The sequence below is a fragment of the Meiothermus sp. QL-1 genome (genome assembly GCF_003351145.1).
Lineage (GTDB): Bacteria > Deinococcota > Deinococci > Deinococcales > Thermaceae > Meiothermus.
This window is the reverse complement of sequence record NZ_QQSV01000002.1, coordinates 279,527-299,012: the sequence shown is the minus strand read 5'-3', so window position 1 is coordinate 299,012 and position 19,486 is coordinate 279,527. Positions and strand designations below refer to the sequence as shown.

Below are 19,486 nucleotides of genomic sequence, written 5' to 3'. Positions count from 1 at the left end.
CGGGCCGAGGCCGGAGTGCAAGATGGCGATCAAACGCTTGACCAAGCAGCGCAGGGCTGTGCTCGAGGTGGTGCAAAACGCCAAGGGCCACCACCCCGACGCGGCCTGGGTCTACGCCGAGGTACGTAAAAAGGTGCCCCGCATCAGCCTGGGCACGGTCTACCGCACCCTGGACGCCCTCATCGCCGAAGGGTATTTGGTTCCCCTCTCGCGTCCAGGGGAGGCCGTGCGCTACGAGGCCAACCTGGACGGCCACCTGCACATGGTCTGCCGCCAATGCGGCCAGTTTTTCGACATCATCCATCCTCTGCCCGACCTTCTGAGCGAGGTGCGGGCCAGGTACCCCGAGTTCTCAATCGAGCACGTGCAGGTGGAGTACGAGGGGCTGTGCCCGGCCTGCCGCGCGCAGGACCCCTAGAGAAGTCGGGCCAGCTCCAGGGGCTTTTCCTGCTGCGGCAGGTGGCCACAATCGGGAATCAGGCTGAAGCGAGCCCCCGGTATCGCCGCCGCCAGGCGCCGCCCCACCCCGGGGGGCACCACCCGGTCCTCCGCCCCCCAGACCAGGTGAACCGGCGGCGCAAGCCCCTGCCAGCGCCAGCCCAAGAGGCTTCTCAGGGCCATCCAGCGAAGGGTGGAGAAGAAGGCCCGGCGCTGGTCGTCGCTCCAGACCCGCTCCCAGACCCGCTCGCGCAAGAATCGCTGGTCCTCCGGAGGAAGCGCCTGGAAGCGGGCGTAGTAGGGCTCGAGGCTCGCGTAGGCCGCTTCTTGGGAGGCGCGGAGGCGGTTGTACAGGCGCTCGCCCAGACCAGGGGTAAGGAGCAGAAGCTGCGCCCGGCTTGGCCGCCCCCAGGGTGGCCCCCCCACCAGGCAAAGCCGCTCCACCCGCTCAGGCCGGCGCAGGGCCATCTCCAGCACCACCGCCGCCCCCAGCGAGCTGCCCACCAGCACCGCGCGCCCTACCCCCAGGTGGTCCAGCAAGGCCAGCAGGACCCGGGCGAAGAAGCCCAGGGTATAGGCCCGCCTGGGGTGCTCCGAGCGCCCGAAACCGGGCAGGTCCGGTGCTATCACCCGGCCCCTGAGCAGGGGGAAGAGCTTGCGCCAGGTGTCGGCCTCATCCCCCAGGCCGTGAACCAGCAAAAAGGCCGGCCCCTGGCCCGGGCCTGTGTCGTAGAGGTGAAGCCCCACCCCCCCTACCTGCACCCGCCGCTGGTAGGGCCGCAGGGCCTCAGGAGGGGTGAAGCGGGGGGTCACAGCGCCTCCGCCAGCCACCGGTAGGCCTCGGGCATATCGGGCCTGGCGCCGCCGTCGGCCCAGCCGAAGCGCAGGTCGGCCACCGGCCCCATCCCTATCCCCATACCCCGGGGGAAGAAGCCCCGGTAGTCCAGCCAGCCGGCCACCTCCTCCCCACCGAAGCTGTCCCTGAAGCGCTGCACCTCCCGGGGGTGGCCGAAGTGCAGGGCGTAGGTGTAGGCCCCCTCCTGCCAAAGAAAGCGGGGCCTGAGGGGGGGCTCGGCCAGCTCGCCCACCCGCCGCAAAAAGACCCAGGCCCGGCCCGGCCTGAGCCGCAAGGTGGTCTCCTGTACCACCCCCAGGGCCCCAAAACTTCCCACGAAGGGGCGCACCAGGTCGTAGCCCTGCACGTTCTTGACCGTAAGACCCCCTGCCCGCACCAGCCGGCCCCTGGGGGTAGAAAAAAGAAGCCCCAGCACCTCACCCCCTAAAAAGAAGGTCTGGCCAAACCCCCCCCGCTGCAAAAGCCCGTCCAGCCCCCCAGGCAGCTCCACCGGGGGAAAGGGCGGGTAGAGCCCCTGGGGTAGGGCAGCCCAGACCTCGAGCAAAGGGGTATCGCCCGTGGCGATGAGGTACTGGTCGGCGGCAGACACCCGAAGCACCGGCACTCCATCATGCTAGGGGCTTGGCGCTAGCGAAACAAGGCGCAGCGCTCGGGAAAGGGGTCGGGCACCAGGCCGGGCTGGAACGTCAGGGCCAGGGCGTAGCCGCTTTTAACCTCAGGCCAGCCGCGCAGGTAGGGGGCCCCCGTGGCCGCAAAGTTCACCCAGTGTTCCTGGAGGGCCTGGGCCAAAGAGCGGGAGCCCTCCAGGGCCTCCTGGGTAAGGAACAAGGCCAGGGCCGGCCAGGTCCGCTCGGTGCCGAAAAGCAGCGGCAGCTCAATCCCGTGGAAGCTCCCCAGAATTGGCAGCACCGGGGAGGCCCAGTCCACCAAATAGGCGTAGGCGGGGGCATGGGGGGCCTGGGCGTGGGCGGCGGCCAGGCTCGGGCAGAAGAGGATGCGGTCGGTCTGGAAGTAGGCCCAGGCCTCGGCTGGGCTGGAAGCGCGGGCCTGGTAAAGCTGCCTGGCCCGCGGGCCCTGGCCGGGAAGCCTCTCCTCCACCCGGCGAACGAACTCAGCCCAGCTCGAGGGACCCAAAACCCGCTCCCCCCAGGCCTCCTGGGTGGTGGCCCCGGCTATGAGGGGAACATCTGCGGCCGCCCCCTCCCTCAAAGCCTCCAGCGGAACCCTGGGGAGCACCACCCCGTCCAGGTGGGGCTTCCAGGGCACCAGGGCGAACTCCCCAGCCTCCAGCCGCTCTAGAAGAGCCCCGATGCTGCGGTCCTCTGGGGGAAAGATGCGCTCCAGGGGAAGCCCCCGCAGGCAGGCCAGGTCGTCCGCAGCGCAGCCCATCTGGGCCGCCCAGCGCGCCCCGGCGGCAAAACCCTCGGCCAGGGTGCGCACGTAGCCGCACCCTCCCGACTGGAGGATGGCCTTGTGGAAAAGCCCGCGGGCCTCCGGCACCGCCAAGAGGGTGCAGACCGCCATACCCCCGGCCGAGTGGCCAAAAAGGGTGATGTTATCCGGATTCCCCCCGAAAGCCCGGATGTTCCGCTGCACCCAGCGCAGGGCCTCGAGCATGTCCAAAAGCCCGTAGTTGCCGGTGGTGCCCCGGGGCGACTCCCGCTGCAGGGCCGGCAGGGCCAGCCAGCCCAGGGGCCCCAGGCGGTAGTTGAGGCTCACCAACACCACCCCCCGCGCGGCCAGGGCGGTGCCGTCGTAGAGGGGCTCGGCCCAGCCTCCCCCGGTGTAGCTGCCGCCGTGGATGAAGACCATCACCGGGTACCCCTCGGGGGGCGGGGGGCGGAGGGGGGCCCAGACCGCCAGGTTCAGGCAGTCCTCGCTCTGAGGGGGAAGATACCCCCCCAGCCGGGTGGTGAAGACCCCCCGCTGGGGGCAGGCCGGGCCCGGCTCGGTGGCCCGGAAGACCCCAGGAAGCGCCAGCACCGGCTCTGGGGCCTGCCAGCGCCCGGCCCGGGCGTAGGGGATGCCCAGGAAGTAGGCCACCTGGGCCTTCTCGTTCACCCCACCCTGGAGGCGGCCCTGGGGGGTGAGCACCCAGACGGGGTGGGCCCAGGCCAGGCCCAAGGCCGCCAGGAGAAAGAGCGCCCAGCGCATCCCCCGCTACCAGAGGTAGAGGAGGGCGACCTTGAGGGGGTAGCGGTCGGAGAGGCCTACCTCGAGGGCGATGGGCTCGAGGTACAGCCGCCCCCCCAGGCCGTAGGCCAGGCTGAAGCCGCCCTTGAAGCCCAGGCCCAGATACCCCGAAACGGCCCCGCCGGGTATCTCCAGGCTGGCCAGGGGCCCCAGGTGCAGGCCGAAGACGCTGTTTTGAGTGTTGTAGCTCAGGTCCAGGCCCAGCCCGGCTGAAAGCGAGAGATCGGCCAGGGTCAGGGCGGGCAGCAGGTTGGCCTTGAAAAGGGCCCAGGCCTCAAAGTTGTTAAAGGTGGTGGGCACGATGAGCTCGAGCTCCAGCCCGGTGTCAATTCCCAGAGGGCTGAAGGGCAGGGCAGCACCGGCCTGGAGCACAAGCCCCCGACCCACCCCATAGCCCAGGCCCACGGTGTTCTCGGGGTAGGTGGGCACCTGGGCAAAGGCCAATCCGACGATAAGGGCCGCAAGCGCGACGATTCGCCTCATAGCTCCTCCAAACCTGCCCCATCATAACAGGCCCCAAGGCGGTTGACCTTTTGCCTTGTAGAGGGTAGATTGGAGAGCGGTTTGCCCGTTTGGCGAAGGAAGTGACCCAAGATGGCCAAGCACCCTGTACCCAAAAAGAAGGTTTCCAAGTCCCGCCGGGACATCCGCCGGGCGGTGGTCTCGGCCCTCACCCCACCCACCCTGGTCAAGTGCGCCCAGTGCGGGGCTAAAATTCCCCCCCACACCGTCTGCGACCAGTGCGGCTACTACGCCGGCCGCAAGGTGTTGGAGGTGGGGGCCTAACCGGCCTTCTTCCCTTTGGCCAGCCCTAGGGGCTGGTCTTTTTAGACTTGGTTTAGGCTTTGCCCCGGCCGGGCTTGGCCTCTAGACCCTGGGTGATATCTTTGTTGGAGTGCCCGAAGGGCTTCTGGGGAGGCGAAGTTGAACACAGGTATCCTGGCGCTAGGCAGTTATGCCCCCGAGCGGGTCATGACCAACCACGACTTTGAGAAGTTCCTGGACACCTCCGATGAGTGGATCGTCACGCGCACCGGCATCCGCGAGCGCCGGCTGGCGGCCGAGGGGGAGTACACCTCCCACATGGCCTTCCGCGCGGTGGAAGACCTGGTGCGCCGCCACGGGCCCAGCGCCCTGGAGGGGGTGGACCTGGTCATCGTGGCCACCAACACCCCCGACGCCCTCTTTCCCGCCACCGCGGCTTTGGTGCAGGACCGCTTCGGCCTCAACGCCGGGGCCTACGACCTGCTGGCGGGCTGCCCGGGCTGGGGCTATGCCATCGCCCAGGCCCACGCCCTGGTCAAAAGCGGCCTGGCGCGCAAGGTCCTGGCCATCGGCTCGGAGACCCTGTCCAAAATTCTGGACTTCTCCGACCGCTCCACCGCGGTCCTCTTCGGCGACGGGGCAGGGGCAGCGGTGATCGGGCCGGTGCCCGAGGGCTACGGCTTCCGCTCCTTCGTGTTGGGGGCGGACGGTTCGGGCGGTCGGGAGCTCACCCTGCGCTGCGTGGCCCCCTGCCTGCCGGACGGAACGCCCATGGGGCCCTATGCCTACATGAATGGGCGGGAGGTCTTCAAGTTCGCGGTGCGGGTGATGAACACCGCCACCCTGGAAGCAATCGAGAAGGCCGGGCTGAAGCCCGAGGATATCAAGTACCTGATTCCCCACCAGGCCAACGCCCGCATCATCGAGGCGGCCCGGGAGCGGCTGGGGCTTCCCCCCGAGCAGGTCTGGGTCAACGTGGACCGCTACGGTAATACCTCCACCGCTTCCATCCCCATCGCCCTGCAGGAAGCTCTGGACGCGGGGAAGATTAAGAACGGGGACCACATCCTCTTCGTGACCTTCGGGGCAGGCCTGACCTGGGCGGCCAGCGTCCTGACCTGGTGGCAGCCCGACTGAGGTGAGGCATGGTCGCAGCGCTTTTTCCGGGTCAGGGGTCGCAGGCGGTGGGCATGGGCCGGGCCCTTTACCAGGGCTCCAGGGCAGCGCGGGAGGCGCTGGAGCGGGCCGAGGCCGTCCTGCCCGGCCTGCTCAGGCTGATGTTGGAGGGCCCTGAGGAGGAGCTCAGGCTCACCGTCAACCAGCAGCCGGCCCTGCTGGCCGTGGGATACGCCGCCTTCCAGGCCTATCTGGAGGCCGGGGGGCCCCCGCCCCAATTCGCCGCCGGGCACAGCCTGGGCGAATGGACGGCCCACGTGGCCGCAGGCACCCTCAGCCTGGAGGACGGCCTGCGGCTGGTGCGCAAGCGGGGGGCCTACATGCAAGAGGCGGTGCCGGTGGGGGCCGGGGCCATGGCCGCGGTGCTCAAACTGCCAGCCGCCACCATTCAGGAGCTCATCGAGGGCCTCGAGGGGGTAGAGATTGCCAACTACAACGCCCCCGAGCAGACCGTCATCTCGGGCACCACAGAGGGCATTGCCCAGGCCACCGAACGGCTCAAGGCCCACAGGGCCCGAGTAGTGCCGCTCGCGGTCTCGGCCCCCTTCCACTCCTCCCTGATGCGGCCCGCCCAGCAGCGGCTTCGCTCCGAGCTGGCCCAGGTCAGGCTTCACCCCCCCCGCTTCCCGGTCTACTCCAACGTGCGGGCCCAACCCGAGGAGGACCCTGAGCAGATCCGGGAACTGCTCCTGACCCAGATCACCCACCCGGTGCGCTGGGTGGAGACGCTGAAGGACCTGCAGGCGCGAGGGGTGAGGACCTACCTCGAGTTCGGCTCCGGCCAGGTGCTCACCGGCCTGGTGGGGCGCACCCTGGAAGGGGTGGAGGCCCGGGCCCTCACCACACCGGAGGAAATCACCCGGTACTTGCAGGAGGCAGGATGCGAAAAGCGCTGGTAACCGGTTCGTCGAGAGGGATTGGGCGGGCGATTGCGCTCGAGCTGGCCCGGCGGGGGTACGCCCTGGCTGTGCACTACGCCGGCAACGAGGCCGCGGCCCGGGCCACCGCCGAGGAGGCCCGGGCCCTGGGGGCACCGCAGGTGGTGGTGTTAGGGGCCGACCTGCGCCACCCCGAAGCCGCGCAGAGGCTGGTGGTCGAGGCCCACGCTGCCCTGGGGGGGCTGGAGGTGCTGGTCAACAACGCCGGCATCACCCGCGACACCCTTCTCATCCGCATGAAGGACGAGGACTGGGATGCGGTCATCGCCACCAACCTGAGCGCCATCTTCCACACCACCCGGGAGGCCATCAAGCTGATGATGCGCGCCCGCTGGGGCCGGGTGGTCAACATCAGCAGCGTGGTGGGCATCCTGGGCAACCCAGGCCAGGCCAACTACGTGGCGGCCAAGGCGGGGCTCATCGGCTTCACCCGGGCCGTGGCCAAGGAGTACGCCAGCCGGGGCATCACCGTCAATGCCGTTGCGCCAGGGTTCATCGAGTCCGATATGACCGCGCGCCTTCCTGAGGAGGTGGCGCACGGGTACCTCCGACAGATTCCCGCCGGGCGCTTCGGTAAGCCCGAGGAGGTAGCCCAGGCGGTGGCCTTCTTAGTCTCCGATGAGGCGGGCTACATCACCGGCCAAACCCTGTGCGTGGACGGGGGCCTGACCCCCCACTAGGCAGGCCGTCTTCTCGGGTCCAGTTGTGGTAGAATCCCGCAGGTGAAGTAAGCCCCGACGTGGAGGTTCGAACATGGCTATCCTGGACGATATCCGCGAGGTAATTGTGGACAAACTGGGCGTTGATCCGGAAAAGGTGGTGCCCGAAGCCCGCTTCATCGAGGACCTGGGCGCCGACAGCCTGGACACGGTGGAGCTCATCATGGGCCTGGAGGACAAGTTCGGCCTGGAGATTTCCGACGAGGAGGCAGAGAAAATCCGCACCGTACAGGACGCCATCGACTTCATCCAGTCCAAGCAGGCCGGCCAGTAGACAGGGCGGGCAGGGAATGCTATCCTACGGGCGTCTGGGAGTGTAAGGTGGCCCGTGTTGTTTTGTCCCCGGTCTGGTTGCAGCGGCTCGCGACCCGGCCTGGGCCAGGCGACCTTTGGGTAGTTCAGCGCCTTAGTCCTGGGCCGGGCGGCTTCCGTGGAAGCTGCCTGTAGCAAGGAGCAGTATGCATAGAGGTCGAGTCAAGTGGTTTAACGCGGAAAAGGGCTACGGCTTCATCCAGCGGGAAGGGGGCGAGCCGGACGTCTTCGTGCACTACAGCGCCATCCAGGCGCGGGGTTTTCGCACCCTGAACGAGGGCGACGTGGTCACCTTTGAGATTGAACCCGGCAAGAACGGTAAGGGTCCCCAAGCTGCGAATGTGAGCGTGGTAGAGCCGGCCAGGCGCTCCTAGAGCCACAACCCCCGGGCCCGCCCCGGGGGTCGCACTTTCAGGCGCAAAATACACCCCAGGCCGGGCCGGACTGGGTTAAAATCCTAGACAAGCGCCTATGAGGGTTTCCACGCAGCTCGAGTTCCTGCCCGTCACCAGCGACCTGGCCCCTGTTGTGCACAACCTGTACCTGAGCTGCCCCACCTACATCGCCCTCATAGGCGGGGAGACCCCCAGCCTGAACGACATCCAGCGGGAGCTCGAGACCCTGCGCCACGACACCCGCCGCCAGGCGGTGCTGCTCAGGCAGGGCGAGCGGGTGGTGGGGTTCCTGGACTACAAGGTGGCCCACCCCGACCGGCACTCGGCCACCATCAGCCTGCTCTTGATTGAGGAAAGTCTGCAAGGGCGCGGCCTGGGCAAGGCCGCGGTGGAGCAGCTCGAGGCCCTACTGAAAAACCGCATGGAGAGGCTCTACGCCGTGGTCTACGGCCAAAACGAGCAGGCCAAGCGCTTCTGGGAGCGCATGGGCTTCACCCACCTGCGCGACAGCGGCCCCACCCTCTGCTGGTACCTGAAGCACCTACGATGACATGGACCTGGGCATCGCCGGCCGGCTGGCCCTAGTAACCGGGGCCTCACAGGGCATCGGGCGGGCTGTCGCCCTCACCCTGGCCCGGGAGGGGGCACGGGTGGTGGCGGTGGCCCGGAACCCAGACAGGCTCTCGGCCCTGATAGGGGCAATTGAGCGCGAGGGGGGCTGGGCCCGCGCGGTGCCGGCCGACCTCTCCCGTCCGCCCGAGCGGGCCCGCCTGCTCGCCGAGCTCGAAAGGCTGGGCCAGGTGGAGCTTTTTCTGGGCAACACCGGGGGCCCTCCCCCGGGCCCGGCCCAAGCCCTCCGTTCCGAGGAGCTGCACAACGCCGCTGAACAGCTTCTGTACCCCATGGTGGACCTGACCCGGGCCCTGCTGCCCGGCATGCAGGCCCGCCGGTTCGGGCGCATCCTGTACATCACCTCGCTGGCAGTAAGGGAGCCCATCGAGAACCTGGCCCTCTCCAACACCCTACGGGCCGGGCTCACCGGCTACGCCAAGACGCTGGCGCGGGAGGTGGCTGCCTGGGGCATCACGGTCAACACCCTAGGCCCGGGCTACACCCAAACCGAGCGATTGGAGGCAATTCTGGCCCACCGCGCTGCACAGAGGGGGGTGAGCCTCGAAGCGGCCCACGCCGAGCAAACGGCCCTCATCCCGATGAGCCGCCTGGCCTCGCCCCAGGAAATCGCCGATGTAGCGGTGTTCTTGCTCTCAGAGCGGGCCAGCTACCTGACCGGGCAGGCCCTTATGGTCGAGGGTGGAGCCCTACGCAGCCTACTTTGAGCCCCCCGAGCCGAGCCGCCGCTCCAGCTCGTCGAGCTCGGCCTCCAGCGCCGGGTCCCTGGATAGGGCCTGGGTGATGGCCTCCCCCATGCGCGGCTGCAGAAGCCGCTCGGCCTGGATGATGGCGGCAAAGTCGGAGACTGCTTTGTCGAGCTGGTCGTTGACCACCACGTACTTGAACTCGCTGGCCAGCCGGATCTCCTCCTCAGCCCGCAGAAGGCGCTTGCGGATCTTCTCCAGGCTGTCGGTGCCCCGCACCAAAAGCCGCCGGCGAAGCTCCGAGAGGGAGGGGGGAACGATAAAAACCAGCACCGCCTCCGGCATGGCCTTCTTGACCTGCAGGGCCCCTTGGACCTCGATCTCCAAAAGCACGTCCTGACCCCTTCGCAAGGCCTCCTCCACCGGCTCTCTGGGGGTGCCGTAGTAGTCGTCCACATAGCGGGCGTACTCCAGAAAGCCGTTCTGGGCAATTCGGCGCTCAAACTCCTCCCGGCTCACGAAGTAGTAGTCCACCCCGTGGCGCTCGCCCGGCCTGGGGGAGCGGGTGGTCATGGAGACGGAGTAGTACATGCGGTGGTACTCCAGCAGCCTCCCCCGGATGGTGCCCTTGCCTACCCCCGAGGCCCCGGTCATCACGAAGAGGTTCCCAAGCGGCATAACTCGCGCATCGTATCAAAGCCTTGGCAGGAGCGCAAAAGCCTCACCTGCACTTGCGCTGGCGCTGGAAGGGTATAAACTAACCCGGTAGTCAGGAGCCCCGATGACACCAGCCTGGGTAAAGGACGCCGTTTTCTACCAGATCTTCCCCGACCGGTTCCGCATCGGCCAGGGCCCTGCGGCCCAACCGGCCCCTGTGCCGGCAGACCTCGAGCCCTGGGAGGCCCCCCCCACCCTGCGAGGCTTCAAGGGGGGAAACCTCTGGGGGGTCATCGAGAAGCTCGACTACCTCAAGGACCTGGGCTTCAACGCCCTTTACCTCTGCCCCATCTTCAGCTCCACCGCCAACCACCGCTACCACACCACCGACTACTTCCAAGTGGACCCCATCCTGGGGGGCAACGAGGCTTTGCGCCAGCTCGTCCAGGAAGCCCACCGACGCGGAATGCGGGTCATACTGGACGGGGTTTTCAACCACTGCGGCCGGGGCCACTTCGCCTTCCAACACGTGATGGAAAACGAAGCCGCCTCGCCCTACAAGGACTGGTTCTACATCTACAAGTTCCCCCTCAACGCCTACAGCAAACACCCCAACTACGCCGCTTGGTGGAACAACCCCGAGCTGCCCAAGTTCAACACCAACAACCCCCAGTGCCGCGAGTACCTGCTCAGCGTGGCCGAGCACTGGCTGGACTACGGCATCGACGGCTGGCGGCTGGACGTACCCAACGAGATCGACGACGATGAGTTCTGGCGTGAGTTCAGGAGGCGGGTCAAGGCCAAGAACCCCGAGGCCTACATCGTGGGGGAAATCTGGGACGACGCCCGGCGCTGGCTGCAGGGGGACCAGTTCGACGCGGTGATGAACTACCCCCTGGGCCGGGCCGTCCTGGGCTTTGTGGGGGGGGAGGCGCTGGACAGGGACCTGGCTGCCAAGAGCGGGCTGGGGCGGCTGGAAAGCCTGGGGGCTTTGGCCTGCCACCACCGGCTGGAGGAGCTCTTCAACCGGTATAGCTGGGAGGTTGTGACCGCCCAGATGAACCTCATGACCTCGCACGACACCCCCCGCCTCTACAGCCTCCTGCGGGGAGAGGTGGAGCGGGTGCGGCTGGCCCTCGCCACGCTCTTCACCCTGCCGGGGGCCCCCACGGTCTACTATGGCGAGGAGATTGGCATGGCCGGCGGACACGACCCCGACAACCGCCGGGGCATGATCTGGGACGATTCGCGTTGGCAGACCTCCATCCAGGCCACCATCCGCCAGATGGCCGCCTTGCGGCGCCACCTGCCTGCGCTGCGCCACGGCAGGTACCAGTACCTCTACGCCCAGGATGGGCGCCTGGCCTTCGCCCGGGTATATGAGAGGGAAAGCGTGGTGGTGACCATCAACGCCTCGCCCGAGACCTGGCGCGTCCACATCCCCCTGCACGGCCTCTGGCCCCGGGGGGAGCAGGTAGCAGATTTGATCTCCGGCCAGGCAGGGCGCTGCGTGGGGGGGGACCTCGAGGACGGTCTGCTCCCACCCTTCTCGCTGGCGGTTTGGCAGGCCCTGGGCTGAGGGCCCTACGCAGAGAACATCTGCCGATAGAGCTTCGCCGAGCAGTCTTGCTCTGTACGTCGTTGATTCCGCTTACCCGGGGCGCTATTCTGTCTACAACGAAAAGCACCTCTGCCTTGCCAAAGGCCACCACATACAGTAGGATTTCGCCAGCAACCCCCTATATATTGGGCAATTTCGCGCTGGGGGTTCTCGACAGGAGGAGCCATGGGGGAATCGAAGCCCGCAGCCTTTGATGAGCACGCCCGCTACATCGCCAGGCGGCAGTACATGCAGCCGGGCGATGAGGATATCTACGGAATGTTCCGCCGGGTGGCCCGCTGGGTGGCCCTGCCCGAGAAGTCCGAGGCTGAACGGGCCCACTGGGCCGAGCAGTTTTACCGGCTGATGGCCTCCAAGCGCTTCTGCCCTGGCGGGCGGGTGCTGGCCGGGGCCGGTACCCAGCACGGCAACGTGCTCAACTGCTTCGTGCAGGGGGCCACCGAGCACGAGCCCAGCAGCCTCGAGGGCATCATGGAGGTGGCCACCAAGCTGGCCCTGGTGACCAAGGTGGGGGGAGGCAACGGGGTGAACCTGGACCCCTATGCCTCGCGCAAGCACGCAGGCCCCCGAAGCACCGTGCGGGGCTTCGCCTACCTCTCCGCCAGCCACCCGGATGTGGAGGACTTCATCCAGGGGTTGATGCGACCCCCCATCAACCCCGACGGGGAGAAACAACCCATCACCGTACGCAACTGGACCCGGGTGGTCTACGGGCTTTTGCGGCCCGAGCTGGCCGCGCTGGCCCGGCGCCACGGGGTCTTGACCGTGCGGGAAAAGCCCCAAAGTGCCCTGGTCGTTCCCGACGATATGCGGGGCATCATCGAGACGGCCAAAGCCGCCCTGGCAGAGGCCATCAGGGGCCAGGAACCCCATGTGGACTTCAGCGCTTTGCGCCCGGAGGGGGCCCCCATCCGGGGCTCGGGCGGCACCAGCTCGGGGCCGGTGAGCTTTCTGGTGGAGATCTACGATAACTTCCTAGAATGGGCCAACCTGGGGGCGGAGAAAAGCGGCCCGGTGGCTACGCTGCGCTACGTCTACGCCCCGGTGCTCCGGGTGGTCAGGCAGGGAGGGTGCCTCCATCCCGATACCCTGGTCCACACCGACCGGGGTACCTTGCGCCTCCGAGAGCTGGTGGACCCCTTCCGGCGGGGCTGGCAACCCCACACCTTAAGCGTGGCCACCGATGAGGGCTGGCGGCCGAGCCCCGAAGGGTACAACAACGGCGTGGCGTCCACCCTCCGGGTGGTGCTGGAAAACGGCCTCGAGGTCCAAGGAACCCCCAACCACAAGCTCAAGGTTCTTCGGGAGAACGGAACGCGGGCCTGGGTGGAACTCCAAGACCTCAGACCCGGAGACTGGGTGATCTGGGTGCTGGACGAGCACACGGGGACCCCGGTCCAGCTTGCCCCCTTGGATGAGCCCTTCCACCCCAACGCCACCCCCATCCGCACCCCGAAGACGCTCACCGAGGACCTGGCCTTCCTCCTGGGGTTCTTCTTCGGAGAAGGCTTCGTGAGCGGGGACCGGGTTGGCTTCTCCGTCCACGAGGAAGAGCCCATGAAGGAAGAGGCTAAGCGCCTCTTCCGGGAGCTCTTTGGGCTGGAGCTCCGGGAGGAACGGAAGCCCGGTGACCGGAGCGTCACCCTGGTGGTCCGGAGCCGTCCCCTGGTCACCTGGCTCAGGAAGAACGGCCTTCTCAAGGGAAAGGCCCAGGAGCTGGAGGTCCCCAGGGCCATCCGCCAAAGCCCCCGCCCTGTCCTCGCCGCCTTCCTCCGGGGCCTTTTCGAGGCCGATGGCACCATTACCGCGGGCTACCCCATGCTGACCACCGCCTCCAAACGCCTGGCCCAGGACGTGATGGTCCTCCTGGGAGGACTCGGCATCCCCTCCAAGCTTCTCCGCTACAACCCCCTGCCGGGGCGCTTCTCCAAGGCTGAGCACTACCGGGTCCGGGTGATAACCGCCAAGGGCCTGGAGCGCTACTTGGAGAGGATCGGGATACCCAAGGGCTCTCGCCTGGAGGCCCTCCACAAGATAAAGCCCGACACCCCCCGGGAGTCCAGCTGGCCCCTGCCCCATGCCCAGGAATTGCTGAAACCCCTCCTGGCAACGGCGGAAAAGGGCAGGAAGGGCTACGCCTCCCCCAAAGCCCTTCCCCGGCATCTCCGGAGCGAGCACCAGCTCACTGCCACGGGATACGCCATGGTCCTGGAAAAAGCTCAGGGCCTGGAGGCCGAACCCTTACCCTTCAACGAGTACTACCTGCGGGTGGCTTCCGTGGAGCCGGGCGGGGAAATCCTGACCCTGGACCTTTCCGTAGAGGGCAACCACACCTACCTGGCCAACGGCCTGGTAAGCCACAACACCCGCCGCGGGGCGGGGATGGCCACCCTCTCCATCGACCACCCGGACCTCCTGGACTTCCTCACCGCTAAGGACCTGGACCGCGAGGCCGCCGAGGGCGACATCAGCACCTTCAACATCTCGGTCCTGGTCACCGAGGCCTTCTGGCAGGCCCTCGAGGCCGACGGGCTTTGGGCGGTAGAACCCACCGAGGTGCCGGGCAAGTACTACCCCCACCCCATGGAAGGCCCCTACACTGGGGTGCTGCCCGAGCTCCCCGAGCGCGAGCTGGACGGGGCCCGGCCCATCCCGCTCTACGGCGGCAGGGTGCCGGCCAGGTGGCTTTGGCACGAAATTGCCTGGCACGCCTGGGCCACAGGGGAACCCGGGCTCATCTTCATCGACCGGGTCAACGCCCTTTCGGCCCTCAAGAACCTGGGCCCCCGCTACCAGATCCGCTCCACCAACCCCTGCTTCGTGGGCAGCACCCGGATTCCCACCGAGTTCGGCCTGGTTCCCATCGCAGAGCTGGCCAAAAAGGGCAGCTTCTACCTGGTCACCGACAACCGCGCGCCCTTCGCGGGCCTGGGGCCAGCGCGCAAGGAGCGCGGGGTGACGGTGCGCAGGGCAGCCAAGGCCTTCTACACCGGGGAGCGGGAGGTGGTTCGCGTTGAAACCCGCGAGGGCCTCACCCTCACCCTGACCCCCGACCACCCCCTTCTCACCCCCCAGGGGTACGTGGAAGCCGGCCGGTTGCGGCCCGGCGATAGGCTGCTGGTGCAAAGCGGCGAAGGGCTGTGGGCCAAGGAGGAGGCCCTACCCCCCGCCGCGCTGCGGGTGGTGCGCGAGCGGGTGGCGACGGTCGGGAGCAGGCACAGCGGAAGCCCCCAGGCGCAGCAGGCCAACCCGCCCACCCGGTGGAGCGAGAGCCTGGGCCTGGTGCTGGGCTGGCTGGTGGGCAGGCGCTTGCAGGACGGGGCGGGCCTGCCCCAGAGCGTGGTGGACAGCCTGCGCGACTGGTTCGGTGCGGAAGGCCTGCAGCCTACCCTGGGCCCGGGGTTGCCCGCCGAGTTCTTCGCCGCTTTGGGGCTCGGGGAGGAAGGGGTGCCAAAGAGCATCTTTACCGCCCCGCGCGAGGCGGTGGTGGGTTTCTTGCGCGGTCTGTTCGAGGCTAGGGGTAAAGCGGACCGGGGGGGCCTGCGGCTGGTCTCCCCAAGCCTGGGGCTTCTTCGGGAGGTCCAGCTCCTGCTGCTCAACTTCGGCATCCTGGGGTGCATCCGCCGAACCACCAAAGCCGGCCGGAGCGGGTACGAGCTGACCCTCGAGGGCGAGAGCCGCGACCGCCTCGCCGAGGTGTTTGGCCTGGCTCTGGCGAAGCGGGGCAAGCTTGGGGCGCTGTCTGGCCGGTCGCGCTTTGAGGTTACGGTGGAGCGGGTCGAGCCGGCCGGAACCGCCCCTGTATACGACCTAACCGAGCCCGTCACCCACAGCCTGATTGCGAACGGCGTGGTGGCCCATAACTGCGGCGAGATTCCCCTCACCGTGGGCGAGCCCTGCGATCTCGGGGCCATGAACCTGGCTGCCTACGTGGAGGGTGGGCGCTTCGACTTCGAGGCCTTCCGCCGAGATGTCCGCATTGCGGTGCGCTTTTTGGACAACGTGCTGGATGTCAACGTCTTCGCCCTGGAAGATAACCGCGCCGCCAGCCAGAGCCTGCGCCGGCTGGGCCTGGGGGTCATGGGCCTGGCCGACATGCTCATCAAGCTGGGCCTGCCCTACTCCTCCGAGGCCGCGCGCCAGATGGTGGCCCGGGTGATGCATGTCCTGCGCGAAGAGGCCATCGCCGCTTCAGAGCAGCTCGGCGAGGAACGGGGGGTCTTCCCGCTATACGAGCAGCACCGCGAAGCCTTCGAGGCCCTGGGCATCCGCCCCCGGCGCAACGTGGCCCTCCTCACCGTGGCCCCCACCGGCACCACCAGCATGCTCATGGGGGTCAGCAGCGGCATCGAGCCAATCTTCTCCCCCTTCGTCTGGCGCAGGATTGGGGGCGAGTACAAACCCCTTCTGCACCCTTTGTTCATGGAGATGATGCAGCAGCACCCGCCCCAGGGGCGCTTCGCCACCCGGGAGGGGGGTTGGAACTGGGAGGCCATCATCGAGGCCATTCAGGCCCACCACGGCAGCGTGAAGGGCCTGGAGGGCATCCCCGAGGCCATCGCCAGGGTCTTCGAGGGGGCCCACGACGTACCACCCCTGGACCACGTGCGGATGCAGGGGGTGGTGCAGACCGCCTTCGACGCCGAAGGGTACGCCGGCAACTCGCTTTCCAAGACCATCAACCTGCCCCATGAGGCCACCGTGGCCGACGTGGAGGCGGCCTACACCGAGGCCTACCGCACCGGCTGCAAGGGCATCACCGTCTACCGCGACGGCAGCCGGGCCTTCCAGGTGCTCTCGGTGAGCAAGGAGGAGTCCAAAGAGACGGTGGCGGTGCAGCCGGCTTTGCTCGAGGTCCCCCCAAGCCCCTCCCAGCGGGGCCCGGTCTTCGAGCGCACCGGCCGCCTGGTGGGCTACACCGACATGGTCAAGCTCACCGCCGCCGACGGCACCCGCCGCAGCTTCCTGGTCACGGTCAACATGCAGGGCGAGCACCCGGTGGAGGTCATCCTCACCTCGGGCAAGGCCGGCGACGAGGCCAACGCCGACTCTGAGGCCCTGGGCCGGGTGATCTCCATCGCCTTGCAGTATGGGGTTCCGCCCGAGGCCCTGATCAAAACCCTGCGCGGCATCAACGGCGGGCTTTACGGCAGCTACCAGGGCCGGTTCGTGACCAGCAAGGCCGACCTTATTGCGGTGGCCCTGGAGACCAGCGGCTCGGTGCGCTTGCTCGAGGCCGACAAGCAGCGGGAAGAACCGGTGCCCCAGGCCCTCCAGCACACCCTCACCCCCCAGGGCCGATGCCCCGAGTGCGGCGAGGCCGGGCTGGTGCAGGAAGAAGGGTGCGTGAAGTGCCACGCCTGCGGCTACAGCAAGTGCGGCTGAGCCCCTTGACACCTGGCCACAACTGGTTGTATGGTTTCGGCCAGAAACCACAAGATGTGGTTTCCCCACCGGCGACGGGGGAAGTGCGGTGGAATTCCGCCGCTGTCGCGCAACGGTGAAAGCCCGATTACCCGCCCGGCTGGGTCTCCTAGTCCCCGCGTCAGGGACGGAAAGGAAGGCCAGGATGAGGATTCCCCATACAACCTAGCTCGCCTGGCGTAAGCTTTTCGCTGCCTGTTCGGCAGACAGAAGGATTTTTTGTCTTATGCTCGTGGTCTATGCGTCCAAAACCGGCAATGTAGCGCGCTTCGTGGAGCGCCTGCCCGTAAGGCGCCTGTGGATAAGAAGCGGCGAAGAGCGGGTGGAGGAGCCCTGCGTGCTGGTCACCTACACCACCGGCTTCGGCCAGGTGCCAGCGGAGGTGGAGCGCTTTGCCAGGGAGAATTGGGCCTGGGTAGAGGGGGTGGCCGCCAGCGGCAACCGCAACTGGGGGGCCAACTTCGCTAAAGCCGCCGACACCCTAGCCAGCCGGTACGGCTGGCCGGTTTTGCTTAAGTTCGAACTATCCGGGACGGAAAAAGACCGGGAGCGCTTTTTGGAGGCCCTGCAACGGCTTTCGCCATAAGGAGGAGTGATGCGTTATCTGGAGCTCAACAGCGCAGTTTTGCAAAAGAAAAACGGTTTTTACCAGCTCGAAAAGGACCGCGAAGCAGCCCGGGCCTTCGAGGCCGAGGTGGAGCAGAAGCTGCGGCGGTTTTCGGGGCCCATCGAGCGGATGCGGGCCCTGATTGAGGAGGGCTACTACGAGGACTTCTTCCAGCGCTACCGCGAGGAGGAGGTGCTGGAGCTCTCCGATCTGGCCTATAGCTACGGCTTCCGCTTTGCGAGCTTCATGGCCATCTCCAAGTTCTACAAGGACTACGCCCTCAAGTCCAACGACAAAAAGTACTACCTCGAGCGCTACGAGGACCGGGTGCTGGCGGTGGCCTTGCACCTGGCCCAGGGGGACGTGGCCAAGGCCCGGGCCTACGTGCGGGCCCTGATGGAGCAGCGCTACCAGCCGGCCACCCCCACCTTCCTGAACGCGGGCCGGGCCCGGCGGGGCGAGCTGGTGAGCTGCTTTTTGCTCGAGCTGGACGACTCTTTGAACTCCATCGGCTACAACCTCAACACCGCCATGCAGCTCTCCAAAATTGGGGGCGGGGTGGCGCTCAACCTCTCCAAGCTCCGCGCCCGGGGCGAGCCCATCAAAGGGGTGGCCCACGCGGCCAAGGGCGTGGTGCCGGTGATGAAGCTTCTGGAGGACGCCTTCAACTACGCCGACCAGATGGGCCAGCGCAAGGGGGCCGGGGCGGTCTACCTCAACATCTTCCACTGGGACGTGGAGGAGTTCCTCGACACCAAAAAAATCAACGCCGACGAGAAAAGCCGCATCCAGACCCTCTCCTTGGGCCTGATTGTGCCGGCCAAGTTCTTCGAGCTGGCCGAGCGGGGCGAGGACTTCTACGTCTTCGCCCCCTACTCGGTCTACCAGGCCTTCGGCGAGCACCTGGACGACATGGACCTCGACCGGCGCTACGAGGAGCTGGTGGCCCATCCCGCAGTCAAAAAGCGCCCCCTCTCGGCCCGGGCCATGCTCACCCGCATCGCCCAGACCCAGTTCGAGTCGGGCTACCCCTACATCGTCTACAAGACCAACGCCAACCGGGCCCACCCCCTGAAGCGCCTCGGGCAGATCAAGATGTCCAACCTCTGCACCGAGATCTTCCAGCTCCAGACCACCTCGGTAATCGGCGATTATGGCGAGGGCGACCAGATCGGCTACGACATTAGCTGCAACCTGGGCTCTTTGAACATCGTGAACGTGATGGAGTCGGGCAACCTGCAGGAAAGCGTCCACACCGCCATGGACATGCTCACTGCGGTGAGCGACCTCTCGGACATCAAAAACGCCCCCGGGGCCCGCAAGGCCAACCAGGCCTTCCACTCGGTGGGCCTGGGGGCCATGAACCTGCACGGCTTTCTGGCCAAAAACCAGATCCGCTACGAGTCGGAGGAGGCCCGCGACTTCGCCCGCAGCTTCTTCGCAGCGGTGAACTTCTACTCCCTCGAGCGCTCCATGCAAATCGCCCGCGAGCGCGGGGTCACCTTCGAAGGCTTCGCGCTCTCCGACTACGCCAGCGGGGAGTACTTCGAACGCTACCTGGCCGAGGACTTCCGCCCCCGCACCGAGCGGGTGAAGCAGCTCTTCGCCCACCTGCCCCTGCCCTCCCCCGCCGACTGGGAAAGGCTCAAGGCCCAGGTAGAAGAGCACGGCCTCTACCACGCCTACCGCCTGGCCATCGCCCCCACCCAGAGCATCAGCTACATCCAAAACGCCACCCCCTCCATCCAGCCCATCGTGGAGGTGGTGGAGACCCGCACCTACGGCAACGCCACCACCTACTACCCGGTGCCCTTCCTCTCCGAGGAGACCTACTGGTACTACAAGTCGGCCTACCACATGAACATGTACCGCGTAATCGACCTGGTGGCCGAGATACAGCCCCACGTGGACCAGGGCATCAGCACGGTGCTCTACGTGACCAGCGAGACCAGCACCCGCGAGCTGGCCAGGCTGTACGTCTACGCCCACCGCAAGGGGCTCAAGAGCCTCTACTACACCCGCACCAAGAACCTCTCGGTGGAGGAGTGCCTGAGCTGCGCGGTCTGAGG

General features: G+C 67.3%; 18 protein-coding genes and 1 riboswitch. Of the genes, 13 read left to right on the top strand and 5 right to left on the bottom strand.

From position 1 onward, the window contains the following. The first annotated feature begins 22 nt into the window (after positions 1–22). On the top strand, positions 23–418 hold the full coding sequence (gene perR, locus DV704_RS04220) for a manganese-dependent transcriptional regulator PerR (protein ID WP_199489932.1): 396 nt from the start codon (positions 23–25) through the stop codon (positions 416–418). On the opposite strand, the gene DV704_RS04215 is transcribed toward perR, so the two are convergent. Genes DV704_RS04215 through DV704_RS04200 form a run of 4 tightly spaced genes read right to left on the bottom strand, consistent with a single transcriptional unit; the run spans position 415 to position 3,970 of the window. Further along, entirely contained in the window at positions 415–1,251 is an 837-nt protein-coding gene (locus tag DV704_RS04215) for an alpha/beta fold hydrolase (protein ID WP_114798312.1), read from the bottom strand. The genes perR and DV704_RS04215 overlap by 4 nt on opposite strands. Beyond that, positions 1,248–1,892 (bottom strand): DUF5639 domain-containing protein, encoded by a 645-nt coding sequence (locus tag DV704_RS04210; RefSeq protein ID WP_114798429.1) that lies wholly within the window; start codon positions 1,890–1,892, stop codon positions 1,248–1,250. Before DV704_RS04210 ends, DV704_RS04215 begins: the two co-directional genes overlap by 4 nt. 29 nt (positions 1,893–1,921) lie before the next feature. Further along, positions 1,922–3,448 (bottom strand): carboxylesterase/lipase family protein, encoded by a 1,527-nt coding sequence (locus DV704_RS04205; protein WP_114798311.1) that lies wholly within the window; start codon positions 3,446–3,448, stop codon positions 1,922–1,924. Between the two features lie 6 nt (positions 3,449–3,454). Further along, positions 3,455–3,970: a bioflim formation protein gene (locus tag DV704_RS04200; protein ID WP_114798310.1), complete on the bottom strand. Its 516-nt coding sequence runs from the start codon at positions 3,968–3,970 to the stop codon at positions 3,455–3,457. A gap of 111 nt (positions 3,971–4,081) precedes the next feature. Here DV704_RS04200 and rpmF point away from each other — a divergent pair, with 111 nt between their 5' ends. The 8 genes from rpmF (at position 4,082) to DV704_RS04160 (ending at position 9,129) form a co-directional block, all read left to right on the top strand. Next, positions 4,082–4,273, top strand: coding sequence for a 50S ribosomal protein L32 (gene rpmF, locus DV704_RS04195; protein WP_114798309.1), 192 nt, complete (start codon positions 4,082–4,084; stop codon positions 4,271–4,273). A 138-nt stretch (positions 4,274–4,411) separates the two neighbouring features. Beyond that, positions 4,412–5,389, top strand: coding sequence for a beta-ketoacyl-ACP synthase III (locus DV704_RS04190; RefSeq protein WP_114798308.1), 978 nt, complete (start codon positions 4,412–4,414; stop codon positions 5,387–5,389). An 8-nt stretch (positions 5,390–5,397) separates the two neighbouring features. After that, complete coding sequence (gene fabD / locus DV704_RS04185; RefSeq protein WP_114798307.1) at positions 5,398–6,327, top strand: ACP S-malonyltransferase; 930 nt, start codon at positions 5,398–5,400, stop codon at positions 6,325–6,327. Beyond that, a complete protein-coding gene (gene fabG / locus DV704_RS04180) occupies positions 6,309–7,046 on the top strand; it encodes a 3-oxoacyl-[acyl-carrier-protein] reductase (RefSeq protein ID WP_114798306.1) in 738 nt (245 codons plus the stop codon). Before fabD ends, fabG begins: the two co-directional genes overlap by 19 nt. 73 nt (positions 7,047–7,119) lie before the next feature. Further along, positions 7,120–7,359: an acyl carrier protein gene (acpP, locus tag DV704_RS04175; protein ID WP_114798305.1), complete on the top strand. Its 240-nt coding sequence runs from the start codon at positions 7,120–7,122 to the stop codon at positions 7,357–7,359. 184 nt (positions 7,360–7,543) lie between these two features. Next, positions 7,544–7,771: a cold-shock protein gene (locus tag DV704_RS04170; RefSeq protein WP_114798304.1), complete on the top strand. Its 228-nt coding sequence runs from the start codon at positions 7,544–7,546 to the stop codon at positions 7,769–7,771. A 97-nt stretch (positions 7,772–7,868) separates the two neighbouring features. Further along, a complete protein-coding gene (locus tag DV704_RS04165; RefSeq protein WP_114798303.1) occupies positions 7,869–8,342 on the top strand; it encodes a GNAT family N-acetyltransferase in 474 nt (157 codons plus the stop codon). 1 nt (position 8,343) lies between these two features. Further along, positions 8,344–9,129, top strand: a complete 786-nt coding sequence (locus DV704_RS04160; protein WP_114798302.1) for an SDR family oxidoreductase — start codon at positions 8,344–8,346, stop codon at positions 9,127–9,129. Here the strand turns inward: DV704_RS04160 and gmk are convergent. Then, a complete protein-coding gene (gmk, locus tag DV704_RS04155; protein WP_114798301.1) occupies positions 9,121–9,786 on the bottom strand; it encodes a guanylate kinase in 666 nt (221 codons plus the stop codon). The two genes, DV704_RS04160 and gmk, sit on opposite strands and share 9 nt — an antisense overlap. Positions 9,787–9,889: 103 nt before the next feature. Between gmk and DV704_RS04150 the strand changes: the two genes are divergently transcribed. From DV704_RS04150 to nrdE, 4 genes are all read left to right on the top strand, one after another. Next, complete coding sequence (locus tag DV704_RS04150) at positions 9,890–11,344, top strand: glycoside hydrolase family 13 protein (protein WP_114798300.1); 1,455 nt, start codon at positions 9,890–9,892, stop codon at positions 11,342–11,344. 207 nt (positions 11,345–11,551) lie between these two features. After that, the gene (locus DV704_RS04145; RefSeq protein WP_114798299.1) at positions 11,552–16,771 is read left to right on the top strand and encodes an LAGLIDADG family homing endonuclease; all 5,220 of its coding nucleotides are present in this window, start codon (positions 11,552–11,554) and stop codon (positions 16,769–16,771) included. A gap of 40 nt (positions 16,772–16,811) precedes the next feature. After that, positions 16,812–16,925, top strand: a riboswitch (cobalamin riboswitch). A gap of 111 nt (positions 16,926–17,036) precedes the next feature. Continuing rightward, complete coding sequence (nrdI, locus tag DV704_RS04140; protein WP_114798298.1) at positions 17,037–17,396, top strand: class Ib ribonucleoside-diphosphate reductase assembly flavoprotein NrdI; 360 nt, start codon at positions 17,037–17,039, stop codon at positions 17,394–17,396. 9 nt (positions 17,397–17,405) lie between these two features. Then, positions 17,406–19,484, top strand: coding sequence for a class 1b ribonucleoside-diphosphate reductase subunit alpha (nrdE, locus tag DV704_RS04135; RefSeq protein WP_114798297.1), 2,079 nt, complete (start codon positions 17,406–17,408; stop codon positions 19,482–19,484). Positions 19,485–19,486: the final 2 nt, after the last annotated feature.

Coding starts and splice junctions, on each gene's coding strand:
- DV704_RS04160 (WP_114798302.1), top strand. CDS start 8,344: ATGGACCTGGGCATCGCCGGCCGGCTGGCCCTAGTAACCGGGGCCTCA.
- DV704_RS04200 (WP_114798310.1), bottom strand. CDS start 3,970: ATGAGGCGAATCGTCGCGCTTGCGGCCCTTATCGTCGGATTGGCCTTT.
- perR (WP_199489932.1), top strand. CDS start 23: ATGGCGATCAAACGCTTGACCAAGCAGCGCAGGGCTGTGCTCGAGGTG.
- DV704_RS04170 (WP_114798304.1), top strand. CDS start 7,544: ATGCATAGAGGTCGAGTCAAGTGGTTTAACGCGGAAAAGGGCTACGGC.
- acpP (WP_114798305.1), top strand. CDS start 7,120: ATGGCTATCCTGGACGATATCCGCGAGGTAATTGTGGACAAACTGGGC.
- gmk (WP_114798301.1), bottom strand. CDS start 9,786: ATGCCGCTTGGGAACCTCTTCGTGATGACCGGGGCCTCGGGGGTAGGC.
- nrdE (WP_114798297.1), top strand. CDS start 17,406: ATGCGTTATCTGGAGCTCAACAGCGCAGTTTTGCAAAAGAAAAACGGT.
- fabD (WP_114798307.1), top strand. CDS start 5,398: ATGGTCGCAGCGCTTTTTCCGGGTCAGGGGTCGCAGGCGGTGGGCATG.
- DV704_RS04145 (WP_114798299.1), top strand. CDS start 11,552: ATGGGGGAATCGAAGCCCGCAGCCTTTGATGAGCACGCCCGCTACATC.
- DV704_RS04150 (WP_114798300.1), top strand. CDS start 9,890: ATGACACCAGCCTGGGTAAAGGACGCCGTTTTCTACCAGATCTTCCCC.
- nrdI (WP_114798298.1), top strand. CDS start 17,037: ATGCTCGTGGTCTATGCGTCCAAAACCGGCAATGTAGCGCGCTTCGTG.
- fabG (WP_114798306.1), top strand. CDS start 6,309: ATGCGAAAAGCGCTGGTAACCGGTTCGTCGAGAGGGATTGGGCGGGCG.
- DV704_RS04205 (WP_114798311.1), bottom strand. CDS start 3,448: ATGCGCTGGGCGCTCTTTCTCCTGGCGGCCTTGGGCCTGGCCTGGGCC.
- rpmF (WP_114798309.1), top strand. CDS start 4,082: ATGGCCAAGCACCCTGTACCCAAAAAGAAGGTTTCCAAGTCCCGCCGG.
- DV704_RS04165 (WP_114798303.1), top strand. CDS start 7,869: ATGAGGGTTTCCACGCAGCTCGAGTTCCTGCCCGTCACCAGCGACCTG.